Below are 24840 nucleotides of genomic sequence, written 5' to 3' on the forward strand. Positions count from 1 at the left end.
AACCAGAAGTTGAAAAAAAATGCCCGCTCAGAGGGCGGGCAGAACGATTAACGGTTGGAGATGTAAAGAGTCACTTCCAGACCGAGACGCATGTCAACAAACGTTGGTTTTTTCCACATGAGTTATTTCCTCTTAATTAACAGTAAATTAGCTGTCTGAAATCAGCGCGACGGACGTTAAATGAGACCGCCGTCACAATTTCCAGGCAGATGGTGCGCCAATGGCGCGTTGGGATCAAGCCCGGAACGTAAGGAAATTGTTATCACAGCCCGGTCAGATATAAAACGCGCTGCCAGTTTCCCCACGCCAGTTTTTCTGTCAGTGTCTGATCATAGCCTGCTTCCTGAAAAGCGGCGAGCAATCGCGGCATTCCGCTGACATCACCCAGCGCAGCCGGTGGGGTAATCCCGTCGAAATCAGAGCCAAAGCCCACATGGTCGCAGCCCATTATCTTCAACAAGTGATCACAATGCTTAACAATTTCTGTTAATGGTGTGTCGGCGTCGCGTTTACCGTCAGCGCGCAGAAAGGCATTGCCGAAATTAATACCGACCAGACCGCCGCTGTCGCGGATCGCCAGCAGCTGGTCATCCGTCAGATTGCGTGGCTGCGGACAGAGAGCATGCGCGTTAGAGTGGCTGGCGACCAACGGCGCAGCAGCGAGTCGGGCGGTGTCCCAAAATGCCTTTTCGTTCATATGCGACACGTCGATCATCATCTTCAGGCCACTCGCCTGCTGAATCAGCTTTTCTCCGGCGGCGGTCAGGCCCGGTCCGGTGTCGGGCGAACCGGGAAAAGTGCCGCTGACGCCTTCACCAAAACGGTTTGGCAGATTCCAGAATGGCCCGATGCTGCGCACACCTGCCTGCCAGAAGGCGTGCAACTGCTCGCCCTCTTCATCCAGTGCATCGGCACCTTCGATATGTGCCACCATCGCCAGCACACCTTCGGTCCGGCAGACGGCAATTTCTTCACTGCTGCGGCAGAGGCGCGCCCGTCCGCCTGATCCCTCGGCCAGCTGATGAAGGATCTGAAGCTGTTGCCACATGATCTGCAGCGGATGATACGGCTCGTTGGCGCGTGCCGGAACGGTGCGGGCAATGTACTCCTGCGGCGGCACAAAAATCGCAAACAGCCCGCCGCTCAGTCCGCCCTGCTGAATGCGCGGATAGTCGAGGTGGCCCCGTTCAATACCCTGATAAAACGCCTGCGCAGGCGCATCACGATGATGCAGCCAGAGGTTAAGCAACAGATCGTTGTGACCGTCAAAAATCAGCATAAGTGTCCACCCGGATAAACAGGTGACCATGCTAACCCTGCCCGGTGGATTCATCAAACCAGAGCGCACGCAGAGTGTTGTCTGGTAAGTCACAGGTTGCGGTGCAGCAAGCCTCTCTCACCGCCAGGATTGCCGTCAGTGTCAAAAGCAGGCGCGTGGTGGCAATGTGTTACGAACAGCGCCACAAGAAGTCTTCACCTCTCGGGATGCTTGCTGGAACCTGCTATCCTGGAACAGCTATCGCTGTACTGACTTTATCGATTAACCAGTGAAATCTGAACGGGTCTCTCTGTAACGTTATTCGCCCACCCTGTGGGCTTGCTTATCTAAACGCTACGGTTGATCTCCAGTCCTGCGTCCGGCATCCACATTTTGAAACTAACAACTGAAGGGGGTGCCAGGGTTCGCTGGCACCGTGCAGGTACTCCTGCGCCAGCGGCGCCAGACCAGCGGACGCGTACTGAGGTCAAAATGCTGCTGACTCATTGCGCCTTGAGGTAGCGGTAGATGACAGCCAGATCGTCTTCACCGTATCCAGCCTCTACCGCCTGCTGCCAGAGCTGCGCGATATTTTCCAGCGCAGGGAGCGGCGTCTCTGCAGCATCCAGCGCCAGACGGGCATCTTTCAGTGCCCAGACCAGATGCATCTGCGGCGTGAAGTCGTCGCTGGCGATCATCCCGAGCTTCATTTTCGCATAAGGCGCAGCCAGCGGACCGCCCTCCAGCACCTGCCAGAGATCGTCGGTGGAAAAGCCGAACTGCTCTGCCAGCCGGGTGCTCTCCGCCAGGCTTTGCATCATGCCGATCAGCCAGCTGTTAATCACCAGTTTCATCCGGGTACTTTTTCCCGCCTCACCCAGCCACTTCGTCCCTTTACTGATGGCGGCAAACACCGCTTCTGCCGCCTGGGCGCGGGGCTGATCGCCGCTGGCCAGCACCAGAATCTGCGCATTTTCTGCGGGCGCTTTAGTCCCGGAGACGGGCGCATCGATCAACAGCAGATCGGGGCGGGCGTCGGCGAAAAAGGCGATCAGCGCGTCGGTTTTTTCTACGCCGATGGTGCCCATCTGGCACAGCGTCGCGCCCTGCTTAAATGCCTGTTTGACCTGGTGCAGCACCTGCTCCGTGGTGTCGCCATCGGAGAGCATGGCGATCACCACATCCGCTTCACGCACCGCCTCGTCCGGGGAGTCAGCCAGCAGTAAACCGGCCTCCAGCAGATCTTCGCCCCGAGCGCGGGTGCGGTTCCAGCCATGCACGCGAAAGCCTTTTTTCAGCAGGTTGGCGGCAAATGCGTGCCCCATTGCGCCTAATCCCAGAACTGCCACTTCAGGTTGTTTCATGCTGACTCCCTTACGTTATTTGCCTGCATCCGACTGCAGCGGATGCCTTATCACTGGAAAAGATGGATTTCAGCCTGCCGGTAAACAGGGAAAAAATCCAGCCCGAAACGGTATACCCTTGCGCATTAAACCCTTACCCTACGCGACCCGCGTTCCCTCCGGTTCATGACCTCTCTTTTTTTCAGGCTCCACAAAATGAAATAATCGCTCTGCGTCAGTGGACACGGTTGATGTTACCGGCATTTTTACCGCTGCCGCTGCTGGCGGACAATGACAATACCCTGCTCGTCACGGCTGCCCCGCCGTAACCTGGCCTAAGCGGGCGGGACCCGGCTACCTGCCGGAACAAGGCTTTTATGCAGGCAGTGAGGTGCGTTGTCTGAGTCAGATCGCCACTGAGGATCAGAATGCGGTGAATACTCCGTCCTGTACCGTAGCACCCGTCAACAGTGGCTTTAAATGACGGGTTGAGAACCGGACGCTGGATCTAGCTGGCCGGGTCGGTGACCTGTTTGACCGGTACTGTGTGGGTACTGTGTGGGTTCAGTCATTGTGAATGAGAGTAATGGCCGCGACTTCGGATCTGCGCCGGGCCGCAACACTAGCGCTGGCTTAACGGTGGGTTACGCTTTCCGCTAAAACCATTGGGCCACCGTCATAGTGGCCCGGATCTTACCTTTACACGCGAATCAGGCGCGGGATTTTAGCTGCGCTAAAATGTCTTCACAGCTGCCGGTTTCACCCAGGCGCGGGAAGATCAACTGCACACTGTTATTGTGCGTATCCATATTGAGATCGGTCATCGCATCGGTCGCCAGCGTGACGTTGTAACCTAACGCATACGCCTGGCGCGCAGTAGACTCCACGCCGATGCTGGTAGCAATCCCGCAAATCACCACCTGGGTAATGCCGCGCTTTTGCAGTTCATCATGCAACGCAGTGGCATGAAACGCACCCCAGGTTTTCTTGGTAATCGTGAGGTCATTCTGCTGTGGCGTCATTGCCGGAACCAGCGTGGCCCAGTCGGCCGGTAATTCGCCGCTGTGGCGGCCCTGCTCATTGCGCCCTGGTGCCCCACCGGCCACGTTGACCAGCACTACCGGCAGATCGTGCGCGCGAAATACCTCCGTCAGTCCGGCACAGCGTTCGATCACCGGCTGCGGCTCATGGACCAGCGGCAGCGCCACAATGCCATGTTGCAGGTCGATAACAATCAGCGCAGTTTTTGCATCAAGTGTGGTTACAGCCATGTTGAATCCTCAGATTTAATAGTCAGTGAGTCGTTGCAACAGAGGGAGAACGTCGGTCAGCTGCTGCTGTTCTGCCGGGCTAAGTCGTGCTTCCAGCGTCCGGACCAGCCAGTCATCGCGCATGGCGCGACTCGACGTAATCACCGCCAGGCTTGTGACCGTGGGAAGATAGCGGGTTTTACGGCCATCATGGGGATCTGGCTCGCCCGTTACCAGTTCTGCCGCCAGTAACCCGGCGACGGTCACGCCCATCGACTGGGTGCGTACCCCCTCCGCGGCAGCCAGTTGCGTGACCGTCATCGCCCCATCCCGCACCAGATGACCCAGCACCGCGACCTGCGACCAGGTTAATTCACCAGGCGGGGCCGACTCACGCAACCGGCGGCCCAGCTTACCCACCAGCATGCGCAGTATTGCAGCGGATTCAGTCAGATTGCGCATTACCTCTCTCCATCGATATGCAAAAGTATAAAGATACGAAGGTAAACTGTGTAGTTTGCTCAGGTATCAATTTGTAACGTTCGGGCGGTGCAGATAGTGAATCAGACTGTGGAAGCGCAACGGCGTGCTGAGCGGGTTCCGGTAGCTGTGCGGTACGTCGGCTCTGAACTGAAACGCCTCGCCTTTTAGCAGACGCCGCCAGCGATCGTTGACGCCCAGCAATAGTTCGCCCTCGATAACCACCACCTGTTCCACGCAGCCCGCTTCATGTGGCGACGAATGACTCTGCGCGCCCGCGGCCAGCTCCACCGCCAGCAGATCAAATCGCAGTTGCGGATCGTAAGGCAGCACAGAGCGTACCGACATGTCAGCATTGGGCTGACTGAATCCAGGCGTGGCGCCGGAAGGCAGCACGCTGCCGTCGATAAAAAAGGAAAAGGGAACGTTGAACCCGGTGGCAATCTTCCACAGCGTCGCCACGGTAGGACTGGATTCACCGCGCTCAATCTGCCCCAGCATCGCTTTACTGACGCCGGTTCGTTCCGCCGTCAGCGTCAGGCTCCAGCCATTGGCCTGCCGCAACTGTCTGAGCGCGCTGCTCAGGTGTTGCTGAAAATCCGCCATTTTTTCTCCTGCTGCTCACAAGCCCGGTGAGTGACATTATGGCGACAGTGTAGCACTTGTGCGTTATAGCGCATCATGCGACCATGTGCGCTATAACGCACAACCCCATAAAGAGTCTGACCATGACGAGATCGGAACATCCCTCTTTTACCCTGCCGATGCTGGTCTCCGGCGTTGTAGCTGTACTGGTCGGCTACAGCAGCAGCGGCGCGATTATCTATCAGATGTTTCAGGCGGCGGGAGCCACGTCCGCGCAGATTGGCGGCTGGCTGTCGGTGTTGGGCCTGGCGCAGGGGATCGCCTCGCTGGGGCTGTCACTGCGCTACCGCATGCCGGTGCTGGCTGCCTGGTCAACGCCTGGTGCCGCGCTGCTGGCGACCAGTTTTCACGGTATTTCGCTGAATGAGGCGGTGGGGGTTTTCGTTTTCGCTAACCTGCTGATCGTATTATGCGGCGTGACGGGCCTGTTTGCCCGGCTGATGAACTACATTCCTGCCTCACTGGCCGCGGCGATGCTGGCGGGTATTTTACTGCGCTTCGGGCTTCAGACCTTTGCCGATTTGCAGAGTAACTTTGTGCTGTGCGGTAGCATGTGCCTGGCATGGCTACTGTCCCGCCGCTGGCTGGCGCGCTTCGCGATTCTGGTCACGCTGCTGGTGGGAATTGCCGTCGCGCTGGCTCAGCACGCTATCCACTTTCCGCCGCAGTCGATTATGCTGGCGATACCGGAGGCGGTGATGCCCCACTTTACCCTGACCACGCTGCTGGGGATCGGCGTGCCCTATTTCCTGGTGACAATGGCGTCGCAGAATGCCCCCGGCATCGCCACGTTACAGGCGCACGGCTACCGCCCGCCGGTCTCTTCACTGATGAGCTGGACCGGATTCACTGCGGTGCTGCTGTCGCCGTGGGGTGGCTTTTCGGTTTGTGTGGCGGCGATTACGGCGGCCATCTGCATGAGCGATGAGGTCGATTCTGATCCAGAGCAACGCTGGCGTGCGGCGGCGCTGGCGGGGGTGTTTTATCTGCTGGCGGGCGCGTCCGGTGCGCTGATCGCCGTGCTGTTCAGTGCCCTGCCTGCGGTGCTGATTGAGGCACTGGCGGGCCTGGCACTGCTTGGCACACTGGGCGGCAGCCTGCAGCGCGCACTGGATCAACCTGCTGAACGCGACAGCGCGCTGATAACCTTTCTGATCACCGCGTCGGGCGTTTCTCTACTGGGTATTGGTCCGGCCTTCTGGGGACTGGTGGGCGGCGTTATCGCTCACCTGCTGCTGGTGCGTAAAACCGCCTGATTGCATGATACCTGCTGAAATATCGGTTATTTTTCAACCCGCCAGTGAAAAAAACACTGGATTTAACTCCTTTTCTGCCGTTTGATTTGTCATTGCCCCGCGTAAAATCAACCTAATCGTCGATAACACGCGATTTTCTGCCTCAGACAACGACCGATAAGGGCCCAACAGGTGGCAAAAACTATTCTGCGCAGCGGTAATTTAGATGCAGTACTGGCGTTAGGTGAAAATGGCCAGCCGGTCTACGCCTCAGCATTGCAAATTCGTGAAACCCTGCGCCTGCGCCGTCAGGGCGCACTGGCAGATTGCCTGGCCATTCCTCAGGCCAACGAACGGGGCGATCGCCTCGACTGGTATGCCCCTTTTAGCGGCCGGGTGAAATCCTGGCTGGGCGCCAGCGATCATGAACGGCGTGCGGCGCTGCAACAGCTCACCGCCTGTCAGCAGGATATGCAGGAACTCAGTACGCGCGCGCGCGCGGCAGAGAACCCATCGATGCGCCTGTTTGGTGCCCTGCTGAGCAAAACCCTGCAATTTCCTGACCAGCAGTATGTCTATCTGGTGGATGGCAAACCGGTTATCACCTTCTGGGGCTTTGTTGATGCCCAGGCGCGCAGTCGCGATGACGCGCTGGCCTGCCTGCGTGACACTCTGGAAGAGAACCTGCCGGCTACGCTGGTTGAACCGCTGCCTGAGCTGCCTGCCGCACCGGTCACCGCTGAGCCTGTCGTTATCGCTGAACCTGAACCTGAACCTGAACCTGAACCCGACGCGGTTGCAGAACCCCTGCCGGTCGCGGCACCCGTTGAACCTCAGCCGGTCACGCCCGTGGCGGCTCGCCGACGTTTCCGCGTCTGGTATCTGTTGCCGCCGGTGGCGATTGCGGCCGCCGTGACGGTGGCCGTGTTGCTGCATCGTTCAGAGCCAGTAAAAACACCGGTTGCCACTGCGAAGCCAGCGTCAGCTCTTGCGACGGTATCCACTCCGGCCCCTGCTGCGACTCCGGCACTGGTTGCGGCGACACCGTCTGTCACGCCACCTGCAGAGCAGGCAGCACCGGAAAAACGCCCCGAATCGCAGCCGCAGAAACCGGCTACCACTACCGAGGCCGCACCGACAGACGCATCTGCTACCCTTGCCACAACGGTGACTGCGCCGGTTCCGGCCAAACCCGATGACCTGATTGTGACGCCGGATGCGGTGCGCGATGGCCAGGTACGGGTGATTGATGGCCGCTGGCGTGTCACTATTGACCAGATGCCGACGCCAACCGGTAAGCCTCCGGTAATGCGCTTCCAGTTTAAAAACGGCAAAGGCAGCGTGCAGATCGCCCAGGGCAATACTACCTGTAAAGCGGATGTCAGCGCGGCCATGACCAGCGCCGGTAACCTGGTGATTGAGAGCCGCTACACGGCCAGGTGCCAGAACAATTCGCGCTACCGTATGCCACTGCTGGTCTGCCACGCGAGTATCGGCGCCGCAGTGTGTGAAGCGCAGTATGCTGATGACCGGGTCTTCCCGATGACGATTAAGCGTGAGAATAAATAACGATGCTGGCTCCCCTGATCGATGACAAACAAAAAATTTCGCTGATTGAAAACAGCGGCGTGCAGTTTCTGGATTTCGGCCTGCAACTCTCAGATACCCCGGCGCGCCGCCAGTTTGTGCGCCAGACCGCCAACGGCCCGCTGCTGCGCCTGAACGTCGATGGCAACAGCGGTAAGTTCCTGCTCTATCCGGAAGATGGGGGCGCTGCGGAAGTGGTGCGCCCGGAATCTGACATCGCACTGGCCGACTCGCTGTCCCTGCTGTCAGCCTGCTGGCTACCGTTGCCGATGCTGCGCTGTGCCAGCGGACGTCGTTTTATCGGCGGCCCCGAAAACTGGGCGCGGATGCGTCTGGTTGCTCTGCCCGCGCCCGATGCAGCGGGCAATACCCATCGCGTCACCCTGGCCTTTGATACCCGCTGTGTGGCGGAGCAGGATGGCGGCGAACAGCTCGGCCTTAGCGCCGCTGATGCCCAGAATGGCGTGACCTTTACGCTCGCCTGGCACAACTACGAACTGGGTGATTTTCTCGATCTGACCTGGGTTGACGGCTGGCTGCGCGAATCCTTTACCGACCGCGTGTCCGATCGCCGCGAACAGGCGATTAATCAGGCGCTACGCGAGTTTGAGTATCAGGCGCATTACCTCAATCTGCTTGAGCTACTGGGCGAACAGCTTGACCTCAGCGACATCCACATTCAGGCCGCCACCCTGCAGACGCCGGCGGTCAACGTCGACATCATTCTTGATGTCGGAAACTCACATACCTGCGGCATTCTGGTGGAAGACCATCCCGAAGAGAGCAACGGCCTGAAGCAGACTTATGAGCTTCAACTGCGCGATCTCTCGCAGCCGCATCAGGTTTACAACGAGCTGTTTGACAGCCGTCTGGAATTTGCCGAAACCCGTTTTGGCAAAGCCAACTTCTCACTGGAGAGCGGGCGTGAACAGGCCTTTATGTGGCCTTCTCTGACGCGTGTTGGCCGTGAAGCAAGCCGTCTGGCCCTGCAGCGTGTGGGACTGGAAGGCAGCACCGGTCTCTCCAGCCCGCGCCGTTATCTGTGGGATGAAGCGCGCTATCAGCCAGGCTGGCGTTTTAATACGCCCGGCGAGCAGGCTGAACCACTGGCCTACGCGGCCCCCTTTACCACCCTGCTGAATGACGAAGGCCAGCCGCTCTCTACGCTGTCACCTGACGATCGTCTGCCGGTCTTTTCACCGCACTACAGCCGCAGTTCGCTGATGACCTTTATGCTGTGTGAGCTGCTGGCTCAGGCGCTGATGCAGATGAACAGCGCAGCACAGCGTCAGCGTATGCCGCAGAGCCATGCGCCGCGTCAGCTGCGCCACGTAATCCTCACGCTGCCGTCAGCGATGCCAAAGCCGGAGCGTGAAATTTTCCGCCGCCGGATGCAGGAAGCGCTGGCGCTGGTCTGGAAAGCCGAAGGCTGGCTGGCGGACGAAGATGATCTTTCACCTTCTCTGCGACGTCAGCATCCGAAACCGCTGCCAGATGTGCAGATGGAGTGGGATGAAGCGACCTGTGGTCAGATGGTCTGGCTGTTCAATGAAACCCAGGTCAACTTTGCCGGTCGCGCCGAAGATTTTTTCAGCAGCATGGTACGTCCGGATCGCCCGCGCGAAGCCGACGAACTGCCAGGCAAAAGCCTGCGTATCGCCTCGATTGATATCGGCGGCGGCACCACCGATCTCGCCATCACCCAGTATCGTCTGGATGATGGTCAGGGCAACAACGTCAAAATTACGCCGCGTTTGCTGTTTCGCGAAGGCTTTAAAGTGGCGGGCGATGACATCCTGCTGGATGTGATTCAGCTGTGGATTTTACCGGCGCTGCAGCAGCATCTGCAGAAAGCGGGCCTGACCCTGGCAGAACCGCTGATGAACAAGCTGTTTGGTCATGACAGCCGCATGGACGGTCAGGCCACGCTGCGTCAGCAGGTCACCTTACAGCTGTTTATTCCCCTGGCGCAGGCGGTGCTGGAGCGCTACGAAAACTGGGATCCGCTGGAGAACCACGCGGAGATCAACGCGCTGTTTGGCGAGCTGGTTGATCAGCCGCCGGGCGATGCGGTCCTGGCATTTGTCAACGGCGAGATTCAGCGCGAGCTGGGCGGTAACAGTCGCTTTGACCTGCTGCAGGTGCCGCTGGTGGTCAGCTTGTCACAGCTGCACGGCGAATTTATGCAGCATCGAATGGCGATTATTCCGGCGTTGCGCTCAATGTGTGAAGTGGTGTCGCTCTATCAGTGTGATGTGCTGCTGCTCACCGGTCGTCCGTCGCGCTTCCCGGGTATTCAGGCGCTGGTACGGCATCTGCAACCGCTGCCGGGCAGCCGTATTCTGTCGCTGGAAGGCTATCACACCAGCGACTGGTATCCGTTTAACAAACATGGTCGCATCGACAACCCAAAATCGACTGCGGCTGTCGGCGCAATGCTCTGCCTGCTGGCGCTGGATCTGCGCCTTAGCAGCTTCTGGTTCCGTGCAGGCGATTTTGAACCCTACTCGACGATTCGTTATCTTGGCATGCTCGATGAAAACCAGGCACTGACGGACGAAAATCTCTGCTACAGCGAAATTGATCTGGACGATCCTGGCTATGCGCTGGATAAAAAGAGCAGTTTCCGTATTCGCGGCAACGTCTGTCTTGGCTTCCGCCAGCTTGATAACGATCGTTGGCCCGCCTCGCCGCTCTATAGCCTGACGCTGAACGACCCAGCACTGGCGCGCAAAGTCGCCGGTGAGAGCGTGCTGCGCATCCGTCTGGCGGTGAAAGCTGGCCCCGATGCCCCTGGCCCGGAAAGCCTGGTGCTGAGCGATGCACGTCTGGATGATGGCACTCGCGTGCCGCTGGAGCAGTTAAGTCTGAAGCTGAATACCCTGTCGGCGACCGGTAATGCCAATGCGCAATACTGGATTGACAGCGGGAGTGTGTGTAAACGATGAAAGCCCTGAAACCCCGTCAGCCACAAACGCTGGCAAAACGTCTTGCCCTGTTGCAGGACGCCCTGAATAACAGCCTGACGTGGATAGAGGCCACCCGTGAGCAGTCGCCGCGTCTGGCGCTGGAAGCTGAAACTCTGACGCTGCAACTGCGCCAGGCGCGCGTGCAGACCCAGGCGCTGGCGCAGCAGGTGGCGCGTCCGGTGACGCTGGCACTGTTTGGTCAGTCGCAGGCGGGTAAAGCCTGGTTGCTGAACGAAATGGTGGCCGATGCCCAGGGCCAGTTAGTGACCCGCATGGGGGATAAACTGCTGAGCTGGTTCCAGCATATCAATCCTGGCAACCTCGATTTTGCTACCGCCACCCGTTTCAGCCATCAGCGCGAGCCACTGTCAGGCGAGTGGCCGGTTGAACTGACGCTGCTGAGCGAAGCGGAACTGGTGCGGCTGATGGTCGCCTGTGCCGGAGAGACAATGTCCGACACCGCGCAGATCGACAGCGCACTACAGCGCCTGCAGCGTCATCGTCTCACCACGCCGCTGGCCGGTCTGGAAGGCGATGCGCTGGTGACGCTCTGGTCCTGGTGCCGTCGCCGTCCGCACCACGATGCCCGGCTTGATCGCCACTTCTGGCCACAGGCGGTTGAGCTGGCCCCCTGGCTCAGCGTTGACGATCGGGTGCAACTCTTTTCACTGCTATGGCCGGCTCAACCAGCACTGAATGAGATGCTGCGCACCCTGCTGCATCTGCGTCATCAGCTGCGTAACAGCAGCCGGGTGCTCACTCCCCTGAGCCTGCTGACCGACGCGTCATTGTTGCCGGCCGAGCAACTGATTGTGCCAGCCAGTGAGCAGGATCAGCAGCAACTGGTGGAAGTCTGTCCGCTGAATGGTAATCGCATCGGCAAGGCGCAGAACGTGCCGCTGGGCTTACTGGCGCTGCTGACGCTCGAAGTACTGGTGCCGCTGAGTTCCACCCCGCGAACCGCGCTCTATGATGATGCCGACATGCTGGAACTGCCCGCGCCTGGCCAGTCGGGTGACGCGGCCATCGAGGAAGATCGTCAGCGCCTGCAGCAGCAGGATCCGTTGCGTGCACAGTTGCTGGAACAGAAACGCGCCCTGCTGCCCGGCTTCTATGCCGCGCGTCAGGCCATTGATCTGCTGCTGGTCTGCACTGCAGCCAGCCAGCGTCAGGATGCTGACCTCGTCAGCGAAACATTGCGCGAATGGCAGCGTCAGCAGCCCGCCCAGCAATCCGCAGAGAAACCGCGACTGATCTGGGCGATTACGCCTTACGATGCCCGCCATCAGCAGGTCAATGTGGATGAAGCGGTACAGCGCCAGATGGGACAGCCCGGTCAGCACTGGGGATCGATGCTGGCGCTGGATCGCGCAGGCGTTGACCGCATGGCGAGCTGGTTACAGGAAGAGATGCAGCCGGAAGCCCGCCGCGACATGCTGCTGGCTCAGCTGGCGCAGATTCAGCATACCGTGGTGGAGCGGCGTTTATTGCCCTGGACTGAAGCCGGTGCCAGCCCGGAACAGGCGGCACGAAAACAGAATATCGCCGATACGCTGCTGAAGTGTCTACAGCATCGCACCGGTCTGCATGGCGAGCTACTGGAACGCCTGCAGCCGCCGCGTGAAGCGCTGCGTCAGCTATGGCTCAATCAGTCGGCATTGCCTGGCAGCAAACCGGCCAATCTTCAGGCACCGGAAAATCAGTTCGGTATCGGGTTTGAATTTGATCTGTTCAGTGAGAGTCCGGCTGAAGCGCCGGTTCAGCCGCGTCAGAGTGTGCAGAGCACCCAGCAGTACCCGCGTCAGGTGCTGCTGCTGTGGCTGGATCATCTGCGTCAGCTACCGGAGAACCGCAGCCTGCTGGCGTTGCTGAACGTGGACAAAGCGACGATGGAGTGGCTGGTTGAAGAGCTGATCACGGCCGGTTTCCGCATCGATATCGCACAAAAGCTGCAACAGGCGTTGCATGAGCCGGATACGCAGAGCGTCAGCCATGAATCACGCGCCGATCGTCAGGTGACGCGGGCGATGACAGTGCTGGGGGATTTTGTTGCCTGGCTCGGCTTTTTGCAGCGGCCTGAAACTGAACGTCCTGCCAGCCGCGTTAACCGGGGTCAGGTGATTTTCTCTCGTCCTCCGGCACCCAGCGTCAGCTTCAGTGCCGGTCAACGTCTGACCAGACTCTCTGCTGCCCCGGCCAACCACACCGCCTGGTATATCTACGACTGGCTGGTGGGGCTGAATCAGGTGATCATTGAGAACAATGGTTACACCGGCGGCGGCGATCTGCCGCTGGCGGCTCGCGAAGCGCTGGTTGCGCTGCTTAAACCGCTGCGCGCTTAATCAATGATCAGGCGCAGTTCGCCCTCCAGCGACTGCGCCGCCTCTTCCAGCAGGGCCAGCACAGGCGCTAAATCGGCCTGATGCGCAGCATAATGCTGCAACCACAAGGTTGCAGGCAGCGCCATCCCCCCTGTCAGCCAATCCCACAGCGCATCCAGATTATGTCCAAACGTCTGCGGACAGCCGCTCTGCTCAACCAACTGCTGATAAAACGCCGCACGCGTGGTGAGCCGACGCAGGTCAAAGGTCAGATTTAGCATGATCAGGGCACCTGTCTGAAGCTGCGGTAGTGATCGGTGGAGAGAAACACCAGCCCGTCAGAGGAGTATACCAGGCGATCGGCGTCGCGATGACCACAGCGATAATTCACATCCGCTTCATACCACAGACGGCCCGCACGTGCTGGCAGACGCTTTTCACGGTTTGTAAAACGATCGCCACCAATGGCTTTGCCAGGCAATACCTCGCACAGATTGCCTTTGGCCGGATTCCAGCCACGCTTACGCGCATCGCTTTTGGTCAGGTAGTAGTCCGGCAATTGCTGATGCTGAAGCACCCAGCGCGCCACCGTATGGGCATCGGTCAGGGTGGCGATATCGGCCTGAGCAGGGGCTGAAACCGAGTTCAGATAAGGTTTAAGGCCGTAAAAACAGGCCGCGAGGACCAGAAAAAGTCCAATCCAGAGTTTTTTTGACATGATGGCATCCGTGACGACAGGATGCAGATGATACCAGTTTTGCGCGCGGAGAAAAGCGCGGGCCAGACAAGCTGGCCCTGGCGAAGTTAGGCAGCGTGTGAATGCCCGCTGTGACGACGCCATGCACCCGGTGCCACGCCAAACTGACGTTTGAAGCTGCGGTTAAAAGATTGTTGAGAGTCGAAACCTAATGAGATCGCTACATTGAGAATCGGTTCATCGGTGCTGGTCAGGCGATCGGCTGACTTTTTCAGCTTCTTAACCCGAATATATTCACCCAGTGGATAGCCCGTGTGCTCTTTAAACATGCGCTGCAGGTGCCACTTAGAGTAACCGGCGCGTTCTGAAACCGTGTCCAGGTCAAGGCGTGCTTCGATGTTGTTATCAATCCAGTCGATTAAATCGTGAATAAAGGCGTCACTCATCATTCCAGTCTCTCCTGTCGCTGTAGCGAAAAGTATTAGTATCAATTGCAGTTACACTAAAGGGTGGCTGACTATGCCATTTAGTGCAAGTTTTATTAGTACATTAAATGCCGCACTTTTTATGGGGTTTTCGCTGAGCAGTACAGGATTTCATCGACCCGCCCTAAACCGCACATAAAGTGTATCTGTTATTCTTGCATTTTTAAGAGGCGCAAGCCTACACTCCCTGCAATTAATTGCAATATTAAAAGTTGCAAATATTGGCCTGCAGGCCGTCTCTTAATCTCTATCGCGGAATAACAACAATGATTATGAACCGGGTTCGTCATGGGTTGACCCTCTCAGGGATGGTCGTGTTTATCACTCTGCTCAGTGGCTGCGATAAGGGTGTGGCGCAAAATACCCCGCCGCCACCGCCTGAAGTCAGCGCCGCCCCGGTGCTGATCAAGCCAGTCAGCCAGTGGGACAATTTCAATGGCCGGGTTGAAGCGGTGCAGAGCGTGCAACTGCGTCCGCGCGTCTCGGGCTATATCGACTCCGTTAACTATCGCGAAGGCGATGAGGTCAGAAAAGGTCAGGTGCTGTTTACCATTGACGACCGCAGTTATCGTGCGGCGCTGGAGCAGGCCAAAGCGGAACTGGCCCGCGCGCGCAGTCAGGCGAGCCTGGCCCGCAGCGAATCGGGCCGCAGCGAGAAGTTGATCGGCAGCCAGGCCATTTCCCGCGAAGCATGGGAACAGCGTCGATCTGCCGCCAGTCAGGCACAGGCAGATATGCTGGCCGCAGAAGCCGCGGTCGATATGGCACAGCTGAACCTCGATTTCACCCGCGTCACCGCGCCGATTGATGGCCGCGCCAGCCGGGCGATGATCACCGGCGGTAACCTGGTGACCGCCGGTGACAGCGCCAGTGTGCTGACCACGCTGGTGTCGCAACAGCAGATGTATGTCTATTTCGATGTCGATGAGAACACCTTCCTGAACTATCAGGCGATGGCGCGTCAGGGCCAGCAGCGCCATGCTCTGCCGGTTGAGATTGCGCTGGTCGGCGAACAGGGTTTTCCGCATCAGGGCAAAATCGACTTCCTGGATAACCAGCTAACCGCCAGCACCGGCACCATTCGCATGCGTGCCCTGCTCGACAATCACCAGCGTCAATTCACGCCGGGCCTGTTTGCCCGCGTGCGCCTGCCCGGCAGCGCGCAGTTCGAGGCGGTGCTGATCGATGATAAAGCGGTATTAACCGATCAGGATCGCAAATATGTCTACGTGGTGGATGGGCAAGGTAAAGCACAGCGGCGCGATATCCAGCCCGGCGCAATGGTGGATGGCCTGCGTATCGTTAAATCGGGTCTGCAATCCGGTGACAACGTGATCGTCGCCGGTCTGCAAAAAGTATTCATGCCCGGCATGCCGGTCACTGCTCAGCCGGTCGCCATGCGTGCGGCAACCGCTCAATAATTCGAGGCCGCTATGGACTTTTCCCGCTTTTTTATCGACCGGCCCATTTTTGCTGCGGTGCTGTCGATCCTGATTTTTGTGACCGGGGTGATTGCGATCCCGCTGCTGCCGATCAGTGAATATCCTGACGTCGTCCCGCCCAGCGTGCAGGTGCGCGCGGAATATCCTGGCGCTAACCCGAAAGTGATTGCGGACTCCGTGGCGACGCCGCTGGAAGAGGCAATCAACGGCGTCGAAAATATGATGTACATGAAGTCAGTGGCCGGTTCTGATGGCGTGCTGGTGACCACCGTCACCTTTCGTCCAGGTACCAATCCTGATCAGGCGCAAGTGCAGGTGCAAAACCGGGTGGCGCAGGCGGAAGCCCGTCTGCCGGAAGATGTGCGCCGGCTGGGGATCACCACCCAAAAGATGTCGCCGACCCTGACGCTGGTCGTCCACATGTTCTCACCGAACAAGACCTACGATTCCCTCTACCTGCGTAACTACGCCACGCTCAAGGTGAAAGATGAGCTGGCCCGCCTGCCGGGTGTCGGTCAGATCCAGATTTTCGGCGCAGGCGAGTATGCGATGCGCGTCTGGCTTGATCCCAACAAAGTGGCGGCGCGTGGCCTGACAGCCTCTGACGTGGTGACGGCGATGCAGGAACAGAACGTGCAGGTCTCTGCCGGTCAGCTGGGTGCCGAGCCGTTGAAAAAGCAGAGCGACTTTCTGCTGTCGATCAACACTCAGGGACGACTGGAGAGCGAGCAGCAGTTTGGCGATATCATCCTCAAGACCTCAGAAGATGGTTCGCTGGTACGGCTGCGTGATGTGGCGCGGATCGAGATGGGCTCAGGCAGCTATGCCCTGCGTTCGCAGCTGAACAATAAAGATGCGGTCGGTATCGGCATCTTCCAGGCACCTGGGGCCAACGCCATCGACCTCTCCAATGCAGTGCGCGACAAAATGGATGCGCTGGCGACCCGCTTCCCCAACGACGTGAAATGGGCCGCGCCTTACGATCCGACGGTGTTTGTTCGCGACTCGATTAAAGCCGTGGTGCAGACCCTGCTGGAAGCAGTGATCCTTGTGGTACTGGTGGTGATTCTGTTCTTGCAGACCTGGCGCGCCTCCATCATTCCCCTGCTGGCAGTGCCGGTTTCGGTGGTGGGTACCTTTAGCGTGCTCTATCTGCTCGGCTTCTCGCTGAACACTCTGAGTCTCTTTGGGCTGGTGCTGGCGATCGGGATCGTAGTGGATGACGCCATTGTGGTGGTGGAGAACGTCGAACGTAATATTGAGATGGGACTGTCGCCGCGCGCCGCTGCCCATCAGGCAATGCGTGAAGTCTCCGGCCCGATCATCGCCATTGCGCTGGTTCTGTGTGCTGTGTTTGTGCCGATGGCGTTTCTGTCTGGCGTCACCGGGCAGTTCTACAAACAGTTCGCGACCACCATCGCGATCTCCACAGTGATCTCCGCCATTAACTCGCTGACGCTTTCGCCCGCGCTGGCAGCGATGCTGCTGAAAGATCATCACGCACCGAAAGATCGGCTGACGCGAATTATTGATGCGCTGTTTGGCTGGCTGTTCCGGCCGTTTAACCGCGTCTTTCAGCGCAGCGCGCATGGCTATGAATCGCTGGTTGGCCGCATGCTGCGTCGCCGTGGCGCGGTGTTTGGCGTCTATATTCTGCTGCTGGCCGGTGCCGGATTGATGTTCCATACCGTGCCGGGTGGATTTATCCCGACGCAGGATAAACTCTATCTGATTGGCGGCGTGAAGATGCCGGAAGGCTCCTCACTGGCGCGTACCGACGAAGTGATTCGTAAGATGAGCGAAATCGGGATGCAGACCGAAGGCGTCGCCTACGCGGTGGCGTTCCCCGGCCTGAATGCGCTGCAGTTTACCAATACCCCGAACAGTGGCACGGTGTTCTTCGGTCTGAAGCCATTTAATGCGCGTAAGCATACGGCGGCGGAGATTAATGCAGAGATCAATGCGAAGATTGCTCAAATCCAGCAGGGCTTTGGCTTCTCCATTATGCCACCGCCAATTCTGGGGCTGGGACAGGGCTCGGGCTATTCGCTTTATGTACAGGATCGGGCGGGTCTCGGCTATGGTGCGCTGCAGACCGCGATTAACACCCTGTCGGGTAGCATCATGCAGACGCCAGGGATGCATTTCCCCATCTCCTCTTATCAGGCCAATGTTCCTCAGCTTGATGTGCAGGTTGACCGGGATAAAGCTAAAGCGCAGGGGGTCTCGCTGACCGCACTGTTCAGCACACTGCAAACCTATCTTGGCTCGTCGTATGTTAATGACTTTAACCGCTTTGGCCGCACCTGGCGGGTGATGGCGCAGGCCGATGGGGATTTCCGCGACAGCGTTGAAGATATTGCTAACCTGCGCACCCGTAACGATCGCGGTGAGATGGTGCCGATTGGCAGCATGGTCAACATTACCACGACTTACGGCCCCGACCCGGTGATCCGCTATAACGGCTATCCGGCAGCGGACCTGATTGGCGATGCCGACCCACGCGTGCTCTCCTCGGCGCAGGCGATGAGCCAGCTCGAAGCGATGTCCGATCAGCTATTGCCGAACGGCATGAACATTGAGTGGACCGATCTGAGTTATCAGCAGTCAACGCAGGGCAATACCGCGTTGATTGTCTTTCCAATGGCTGTCCTGCTGGCGTTCCTGGTGCTGGCGGCGCTGTATGAAAGCTGGACGCTGCCGCTGGCGGTGATCCTGATTGTGCCGATGACCCTGCTCTCTGCGTTGTTTGGCGTCTGGCTGACCGGCGGTGACAACAACGTCTTTGTGCAGGTCGGACTGGTGGTGCTAATGGGGCTGGCCTGCAAGAACGCGATTCTGATCGTCGAGTTTGCGCGCGAACTGGAGATTCAGGGTAAAGGGATTGTGGAAGCGGCGCTGGAAGCGTGTCGCCTGCGTCTGCGTCCAATTGTAATGACCTCCATCGCCTTTATCGCCGGCACAATACCGCTGATTATGGGTGAAGGCGCAGGCGCAGAGGTGCGCGGCGTGACTGGCATTACGGTCTTTTCCGGCATGCTCGGCGTGACGCTGTTTGGCCTGTTCCTGACACCCGTGTTTTACGTCGCCCTGCGCAAGCTGGTGACGCGCCGGTCAGGTAATGCGTCCTCAGTGACGGCGTAAACCGCAAACGTTATAAGGGGCGATCATATAATCGCCCCTTTTTTGCACCTGTAATTCCCCGATTGCCAGCAGACACTGCCTTGCCGTATTAGCGCTGATTTAACGTTTCATCAGGCATTTCAATGATAAACGCATTCAACAAGGTTTCATTTCGCGCGGTGGCCTGCGAGAGTCGCTCTCTCTTTAATTCAGGATATTGCAGCGTAAAAGTCTTAATTTTTTCCTGCTCCGCATAGGGATGAATGCCGGAGTCTGCACAATTTTTGAGGCATTCGCGCAGCGAAATCTCACCCTCTTTGTGCAGGCCCTGCACGCTGTCAGAAACCAAATCGTAATAGCCGGACAGGCCAGTAAAGCGCTCGCGGAACCTGTTTATCTCACGAACAGAGGGGGTCACTGCAGGTTGCCCGGCGACGTTAGCCAAAGTTGAATCGTTATTCATCTTTGACCTCCTACACCCTGTGCGGTGCAAAACAATTCTGACAACATACGCATCCAGACCGGTTGTCCTCCCCTGCCTAAACCATAACCAACGCCCGTTCGGGCCTGCCAGGTTGATTCAGGGTTGCTTTAGCTGTTAGCCCCGGCCTGGTCGATTATCTTTCCGCCGTTGGCTTTCAAGCCGGCGCTGATGAATCGCTCTGCTTGTGCCATTACTGGTGTAATAGAGGCTGAATGTTCAACTGCTCCAACCGCTTCGGCATAATGACCTGAGTCAGGCGGTGGGGTTATTAGCGTATGGCGGTTTTGAGGCAGGTCGTTATTGTTCAGCAGGCATAAAAAAAGCCGCTGTTAGCGGCTTTAATATTTTAACTTAAGCTATTGTTATATAAAGTATTTTATAACTATCACATCTGCATATTGACCACATAGTAAAATTAAGCCCCGCAATGCGGGGCGATAACGCCAATGCTGTCTACAAGACAAAAATGCATCACTCTGATCTGGCGGCGGCAGATGGCAGGTTTTCTAATCCCAACTTTTCGGCCAGCCTATGTAATGCTGTAATTGAAATTAGCTCCTCTGCTCCTGATGCAAAATCCTGCCAGTGCCCTCCAATAAACCAGGCAATGACCTCACGTTCCTCGTTTGTGAATTCCATGATATTCCCCTATCAAATACAGGGCTATAGTTGGATAGTTTGATAGTGAGTTCAAATAGGTATTGCGAATTAATGATTACTTTTTGATAAAAAAAAAGATGAACGCATATTTTCAGCCGCCAACATCCTAAAAAACCCGCCATGCGGGTTTTTTCTATAACGTCAAACTTAGCTGATCCCGACCATAATTCGACGCCGGAAATCATCCTGCGGATTAAATCTAGCCGCTACAGGCATAAAAAAAGCCGCTGTTAGCGGCTCTTTTTGCAAAGGTCATCACTCTCTTCGGGTTCCGGCACGGCGGTGCAATTGCTGGTATCGCGTTTCTTCAGCTCATTCAGTGCGTCTGCCACGGTACGTTTTGCCAGCACATCCAGCGACGCCTGTTCAGCTTCATCGGCTATCGACTTGAAGTACCAGCAGAGGTTGGCACTGACCAGACAGCGAGGCGCAACGTCAGGACGCGCTGCCCAGATTTTTTTGTCTTCGATCACTGAGACATAAATATCCCGTAGGGTAATTTCCGCAGCCGGACGGCCCAGATGAATCGAACCGGTACGGCCCAGCGTGGAGACGATAATGCCGTCACGAGTCAGCGGGACCATTAATTTTCGTATGAAACTGGGATTCGCTTCCAGCCCGTAGGCCAGAATCGCGCTGGTAGAGCGTTTACCCATTTGCTCCGCCATCGCTACGCTCAGAACCATTTGCAAAGCTGTCGGGAAGCGGTAATCAAGCATTTCTTTATCCTGAGTTGCGGGGGATCTTATTGTTTTATTGCCGCATAAGTGAACAATCAATGAGCAATAAATATAACAAACACTGTTGCTTTTTTGAAGCAAACCGGCCATGACAAGGCACGTATTCACCAAAGGCTGAGGCCCGATAGCACAAGGTGCTTACGCTGCTAACTGCCCTCTTCTTGTGGAACAAGAAGAAGAGTGGCTCTACGCGGTGGTGAGCGATGCTGCCGATAATCGCTGTCTGAGCGCCATCACCAGTACCACGTTAAAGATTGCTAAGGCGCAAAGCAACCACAGCGTCGCCGACGCCCCCAGCCTTTCAAAGACATATCCGCCCATTAATGGCGTCATTGCCTGCCCCATCAACGCCGGGCGGGCCATTTTACCCACCACAATCGCATAGGACTCTGGTTTGACCATCGCCAGCGGTAAAGTTCCGCGCACAATGGCACGTAAGCCATTACCTGCGCCATACAGCACCATGCTCAGCAGCGCCATTTGTGGAAAAAGAGCCAGCAACAGCAAGCCCAGCGCCACCAGCCCGACGGAGAAAAAGGTGGTGCGGATAGGATGGCTGCGTTTAAAGGCGATATCAACGAGTCGGGCACCCACCTGACACGGACCAAGTACCGCGCTAATCGCCAGCGCCGAGGTCAGCGTATGGCCGCTCGCCTGCAACAGAGTAATAAGCTGTACCGAAATAGCGGTCATGATCACTGAGGCCAGGGTAAAAATGCCACACAGCAGCCAGAATAGCGCAGGCGCGAGCTCCGCCGTAGCAGGCTGCACAGTCGGCCGTTTTACAGACCGTGGGGAGTGACTTGCAGGTAAGGCAAACAGATAGGCAGGCAGCACGCATACGACCATCATGGCTGAAATAATTAGTGATGCCTCCCGCCAGCCAAATCCGTGGATTAACCACGCCGTTCCCGGCCAGACCAGTGTGGTGCAGAAGCCAGAAATCAGCGTGATACCGGTAATCGCTGAGCGCGCCTGACCGCCATAGCAGGTGCCGAGCGTGGCAAACAGTGCGTCATAAAGGCCCATCGCCATGCCGATGCCGATAATCACCCAGGCAAACAGAAACAGCGGCAGAGCGTCGCTATAAGCCATTATTACCAGCCCCACAGCCATGACCACGCCGCTCAGCGCCAGCAGCAGGCGGCCACCAGTACGGGCAATAATCCTGCCCGCCAGTGGTGACAACAGGCCCGACACCAGAATCCCGGTTGACAACGCGCCATAAATCCACTGCTGTGACCAGCCCGTCTCCGCTGCGATCGGATTCGTCATTACCGCCATCAGGTAGAACGACCCACCCCATGAGAGTATCTGCACCCAGCCCAGGGTAATAATGGCGGCGATACCGGGTTTATTGTTCTGATTCACAGGCGATCTCTTCGTTAGCAGGCAAACCGTTTTATAACATGTTCTGCCCTATGCCAAAATATGTGATGCCTTTTGACTTGATGGCACTGCAGGCCGCACGTTTTTGGTCTCTCTTTAAAGTATGTTGTAACTATATAACTATTGCATCCTCACCAGGCTTCTGCCACATTGAGAACGTTGTAACTAGGGAGGCACAACATGACGCGTTACGATTTAGTGGCTGATATGCATCAATGTGTAAACGACCTTGAACTGGCGCTGGCAGAGCTGCGACAACAGATTGAAGCGCAGCCCCTGCTGATCGCTCGCGTCTTTAGCCTGCCGCCAGTGGTAAAAGGCCGCGAACATGACGCGATTACCCGGATTGCCGTTGAGCAGCATCTTGGAGAGAGTGCGTTAAAGATGGCGCTTGATCACTACTGCCGCCTGTTTATGCAGCATCAGTCAGAACAGCTGAGCACCAAGGCTGCCGTGCGCTTGCCTGGCGCACTGTGCATTGAATGCGATGCGCAGCGGGAAGCGGAAATCGGCACGCTGGTCGATATCATCAACCAGCTTAAAGCGCGGCTTGAACAGCTAATTACGGTCGATTCTGGCCTGCCGAGTGAAGCGCGTTTTGAGTTTGTCCACCAGCATTTGCGCGGGTTGATTACCCTGAATGCCTATCGCACTATCACCCTGCTTAGCGCACCAGACAGCCTGCGTTTCGGCTGGGCCAACAAGCACATTATCAAAAATCTCAAGCGCGAAGAGGTGATCGCCCAGCTGGAGAAAAGCCTGAAGGCGGGACGCTCACAGGCGCCATGGTCACGCGAACAGTGGACGGAAAAAGTGCAGGAGGAACTGGCAAGGGTACGCGCCCTGCCCGCGTCGGCACGGCTGAAAATCAAGCGCCCGGTGAAAGTACAGCCAGTGGCACGCGTCTGGCGTGCGGATGAACAAAAACAGACCCAGCTGGCCTGCCCCTCACCGATTCTGGTTATCTGTCGCGATCGCAGCCAGGTTCCGGTGCTCGGCGAGTTGCTTAACTACGACGCCGATAACATTACGTATCGTCATAAACCTGCCGCTGAGCCGCTGAATCTGCTAATACCCCGATTGCATCTGTGGGTCGATTGCCCGATCTGAATAAAAAAAGGCCAGCATCCGCTGGCCTCTGGTTCATCTCAAACCTTACGACTTCATGCTGCCGACCATCTCTTCCGGACGGACCCAGGCATCAAACTCCTCTTCGGTGAGATAGCCCAGCTTCAGCGCGGAACCTTTCAGCGTCAGTCCCTCTTTGTGCGCTTTCTTGGCAATTTCAGCGGCTTTGTCATAACCAATATGCGTATTCAGCGCCGTTACCAGCATCAGCGATTCGTTGAGCAGTTGATCGATGCGCTCACGCACCGGCTCAATGCCGACGGCACAGTGGTGATTAAAGCTGTCCATGCCATCCGCCAGCAGGCGAATCGATTGCAGGAAGTTATGGATCACCATCGGACGGAACACATTAAGCTCAAAGTTACCGGCGGCGCCGCCCATGTTAATCGCCACATCATTACCCATCACCTGACAGCAGAGCATGGTCATCGCTTCACACTGTGTCGGGTTGACTTTGCCCGGCATGATGGAGCTACCCGGTTCATTTTCCGGAATCGCGATTTCACCGATGCCGCAGCGCGGGCCGGAAGAGAGCCAGCGTACGTCATTAGCGATTTTCATTAGCGAGGCGGCCAGCCCTTTCAGCGCCCCATGTGCATGTACCAGCGCATCACAGGTTGCCAGCGCCTCGAACTTGTTTGGCGCAGTGACAAACGGTTGCTGTGTGAGATCGGCCAGCGCCTTCGCCACACGCACCGCATATTCCGGGTGGGTGTTCAGGCCGGTGCCGACTGCGGTTCCACCCAGCGCCAGCTCCGCCACGTGCGGAATGCTCTGCTCTACATGTTTCAGGTTATGCTCCAGCATCGCCACCCAGCCAGAGATCTCCTGACCCAGCGTGAGCGGCGTCGCATCCTGCAGGTGAGTACGACCAATCTTGACGATATCTTTAAAGGCGTCGGACTTCTGGCTCAGGGTATTTTTCAATACCTGAATCTGTGGGATCAGCTGTTCGCGCAGGGCGATGACGGCGGCAACATGCATTGCAGTCGGGAAAACATCGTTGGAACTCTGGCTCTTGTTCACATCGTCGTTGGGATGAACCAGCCGCGACATTCCGCGCTCTCCGCCGAGGATTTCACTGGCGCGGTTCGCCAGCACTTCGTTCATGTTCATATTGGTCTGGGTGCCGGAACCGGTCTGCCAGATTGCCAGGGGGAATTCATTCGCATGCTTGTCAGCCAGCACTTCATCCGCCGCGCTGACGATTGCATCAGCGCGGTCAGCGGGCAGCAGTCCCAAATCGCGGTTAACGCTGGCTGCGGCGCGCTTGGTCAGTGCCAGCGCATGCACCAGCGCGGTCGGCATTTTTTCGGTTGAGATGCGGAAGTGTTCCAGTGAGCGCTGCGTCTGCGCGCCCCACAGTTTGTCTGCCGGTACGTCGATGGGGCCCATTGAATCTTTCTCAATGCGATTGGCTGCCATGAATACATCTCCTTCAGCTGTTTTTTAAAAGAATGACCGGCCGGTTCGTCATCACAATCGACAGCCGGGCGATCAGGATAGTCATGCACAATAATTTAACATTATCAGAGCGTAGTGTCCTTTTGCGCTGTATATGTATTTTTACCGGCAGTTTCTGCTTTAATACCGGCAATAATTTC

Annotated in this window: 22 protein-coding genes and 1 pseudogene; 9 read left to right on the plus strand and 14 right to left on the minus strand. The window is 57.4% G+C overall.

Going from position 1 to position 24840, the window contains the following annotated elements; all coding sequences use genetic code 11:
* Positions 1-47 precede the first annotated feature (47 nt).
* From pqqA to WFO64_RS17815, 3 genes are all read right to left on the minus strand, one after another.
* Positions 48-119 (minus strand): pyrroloquinoline quinone precursor peptide PqqA, encoded by a 72-nt coding sequence (gene pqqA / locus WFO64_RS17805; RefSeq protein ID WP_010245082.1) that lies wholly within the window; start codon positions 117-119, stop codon positions 48-50.
* A 143-nt stretch (positions 120-262) separates the two neighbouring features.
* Positions 263-1279 carry a dipeptidase gene (locus WFO64_RS17810; protein ID WP_337013385.1) on the minus strand — a complete coding sequence of 339 codons (1017 nt, stop codon included), beginning with the start codon at positions 1277-1279 and terminating at the stop codon, positions 263-265.
* Positions 1280-1761: 482 nt separating this feature from the next.
* On the minus strand, positions 1762-2622 hold the full coding sequence (locus tag WFO64_RS17815; RefSeq protein ID WP_337013386.1) for an NAD(P)-dependent oxidoreductase: 861 nt from the start codon (positions 2620-2622) through the stop codon (positions 1762-1764).
* Between the two features lie 62 nt (positions 2623-2684).
* On the opposite strand from WFO64_RS17815, the gene WFO64_RS17820 reads away from it, so the two are divergent.
* Together WFO64_RS17820 and WFO64_RS17825 are read left to right on the plus strand one after the other, a co-directional pair.
* The gene (locus WFO64_RS17820; RefSeq protein ID WP_337013387.1) at positions 2685-2930 is read left to right on the plus strand and encodes a hypothetical protein; all 246 of its coding nucleotides are present in this window, start codon (positions 2685-2687) and stop codon (positions 2928-2930) included.
* 14 nt (positions 2931-2944) lie between these two features.
* Positions 2945-3261, plus strand: a pseudogene (locus WFO64_RS17825) (TonB-dependent siderophore receptor); the annotation flags it as partial.
* A gap of 50 nt (positions 3262-3311) precedes the next feature.
* Here the strand turns inward: WFO64_RS17825 and WFO64_RS17830 are convergent.
* From WFO64_RS17830 to WFO64_RS17840, 3 genes are all read right to left on the minus strand, one after another.
* Positions 3312-3872 (minus strand): isochorismatase family protein, encoded by a 561-nt coding sequence (locus tag WFO64_RS17830; RefSeq protein ID WP_337013388.1) that lies wholly within the window; start codon positions 3870-3872, stop codon positions 3312-3314.
* 15 nt (positions 3873-3887) lie between these two features.
* On the minus strand, positions 3888-4313 hold the full coding sequence (locus WFO64_RS17835) for a MarR family winged helix-turn-helix transcriptional regulator (protein WP_337013389.1): 426 nt from the start codon (positions 4311-4313) through the stop codon (positions 3888-3890).
* Between the two features lie 66 nt (positions 4314-4379).
* Positions 4380-4937: a helix-turn-helix domain-containing protein gene (locus WFO64_RS17840; protein ID WP_337013390.1), complete on the minus strand. Its 558-nt coding sequence runs from the start codon at positions 4935-4937 to the stop codon at positions 4380-4382.
* A 122-nt stretch (positions 4938-5059) separates the two neighbouring features.
* Between WFO64_RS17840 and WFO64_RS17845 the strand changes: the two genes are divergently transcribed.
* The 4 genes from WFO64_RS17845 to WFO64_RS17860 all read left to right on the plus strand — a co-directional run bounded on the left by WFO64_RS17845 (position 5060) and on the right by WFO64_RS17860 (position 13109).
* A complete protein-coding gene (locus tag WFO64_RS17845) occupies positions 5060-6232 on the plus strand; it encodes a benzoate/H(+) symporter BenE family transporter (protein WP_337013391.1) in 1173 nt (390 codons plus the stop codon).
* A gap of 171 nt (positions 6233-6403) precedes the next feature.
* Entirely contained in the window at positions 6404-7780 is a 1377-nt protein-coding gene (locus tag WFO64_RS17850; RefSeq protein ID WP_337013392.1) for an SrfA family protein, read from the plus strand.
* 2 nt (positions 7781-7782) lie between these two features.
* A complete protein-coding gene (locus WFO64_RS17855; protein WP_337013393.1) occupies positions 7783-10746 on the plus strand; it encodes a virulence factor SrfB in 2964 nt (987 codons plus the stop codon).
* Complete coding sequence (locus WFO64_RS17860; RefSeq protein ID WP_337013394.1) at positions 10743-13109, plus strand: virulence factor SrfC family protein; 2367 nt, start codon at positions 10743-10745, stop codon at positions 13107-13109. Before WFO64_RS17855 ends, WFO64_RS17860 begins: the two co-directional genes overlap by 4 nt.
* On the opposite strand, the gene WFO64_RS17865 is transcribed toward WFO64_RS17860, so the two are convergent.
* The 3 genes from WFO64_RS17865 to WFO64_RS17875 all read right to left on the minus strand — a co-directional run bounded on the left by WFO64_RS17865 (position 13106) and on the right by WFO64_RS17875 (position 14234).
* On the minus strand, positions 13106-13369 hold the full coding sequence (locus WFO64_RS17865) for a barstar family protein (protein WP_337013395.1): 264 nt from the start codon (positions 13367-13369) through the stop codon (positions 13106-13108). The two genes, WFO64_RS17860 and WFO64_RS17865, sit on opposite strands and share 4 nt — an antisense overlap.
* 2 nt (positions 13370-13371) lie before the next feature.
* On the minus strand, positions 13372-13806 hold the full coding sequence (locus tag WFO64_RS17870; RefSeq protein WP_337013396.1) for a ribonuclease domain-containing protein: 435 nt from the start codon (positions 13804-13806) through the stop codon (positions 13372-13374).
* 86 nt (positions 13807-13892) lie between these two features.
* Positions 13893-14234 (minus strand): helix-turn-helix domain-containing protein, encoded by a 342-nt coding sequence (locus tag WFO64_RS17875; protein ID WP_337013397.1) that lies wholly within the window; start codon positions 14232-14234, stop codon positions 13893-13895.
* 302 nt (positions 14235-14536) lie between these two features.
* Between WFO64_RS17875 and WFO64_RS17880 the strand changes: the two genes are divergently transcribed.
* Positions 14537-15691, plus strand: coding sequence for an efflux RND transporter periplasmic adaptor subunit (locus WFO64_RS17880; RefSeq protein WP_337013398.1), 1155 nt, complete (start codon positions 14537-14539; stop codon positions 15689-15691).
* Positions 15692-15703: 12 nt separating this feature from the next.
* A complete protein-coding gene (oqxB, locus tag WFO64_RS17885) occupies positions 15704-18856 on the plus strand; it encodes a multidrug efflux RND transporter permease subunit OqxB (RefSeq protein ID WP_337013399.1) in 3153 nt (1050 codons plus the stop codon).
* Between the two features lie 88 nt (positions 18857-18944).
* Here the strand turns inward: oqxB and WFO64_RS17890 are convergent, their stop codons facing one another.
* The 4 genes from WFO64_RS17890 to WFO64_RS17905 all read right to left on the minus strand — a co-directional run bounded on the left by WFO64_RS17890 (position 18945) and on the right by WFO64_RS17905 (position 22090).
* A complete protein-coding gene (locus WFO64_RS17890; RefSeq protein ID WP_337013400.1) occupies positions 18945-19298 on the minus strand; it encodes a type II toxin-antitoxin system HicB family antitoxin in 354 nt (117 codons plus the stop codon).
* Between the two features lie 492 nt (positions 19299-19790).
* Positions 19791-19958: a hypothetical protein gene (locus tag WFO64_RS17895; RefSeq protein WP_337013401.1), complete on the minus strand. Its 168-nt coding sequence runs from the start codon at positions 19956-19958 to the stop codon at positions 19791-19793.
* 251 nt (positions 19959-20209) lie between these two features.
* A complete protein-coding gene (locus WFO64_RS17900; RefSeq protein WP_337013402.1) occupies positions 20210-20698 on the minus strand; it encodes an RrF2 family transcriptional regulator in 489 nt (162 codons plus the stop codon).
* A 207-nt stretch (positions 20699-20905) separates the two neighbouring features.
* Complete coding sequence (locus WFO64_RS17905; RefSeq protein WP_337013403.1) at positions 20906-22090, minus strand: MFS transporter; 1185 nt, start codon at positions 22088-22090, stop codon at positions 20906-20908.
* 198 nt (positions 22091-22288) lie between these two features.
* On the opposite strand from WFO64_RS17905, the gene tus reads away from it, so the two are divergent.
* Positions 22289-23218 (plus strand): DNA replication terminus site-binding protein, encoded by a 930-nt coding sequence (gene tus / locus WFO64_RS17910; RefSeq protein WP_337013404.1) that lies wholly within the window; start codon positions 22289-22291, stop codon positions 23216-23218.
* A gap of 45 nt (positions 23219-23263) precedes the next feature.
* Here tus and fumC read toward each other — a convergent pair whose 3' ends face one another.
* Complete coding sequence (gene fumC, locus WFO64_RS17915; protein WP_337013405.1) at positions 23264-24661, minus strand: class II fumarate hydratase; 1398 nt, start codon at positions 24659-24661, stop codon at positions 23264-23266.
* Positions 24662-24840 lie beyond the last annotated feature (179 nt).

Source organism: Pantoea sp. AS142 (genome assembly GCF_037152305.1).
In the GTDB taxonomy this organism is placed as follows: Bacteria; Pseudomonadota; Gammaproteobacteria; order Enterobacterales; family Enterobacteriaceae; genus Pantoea.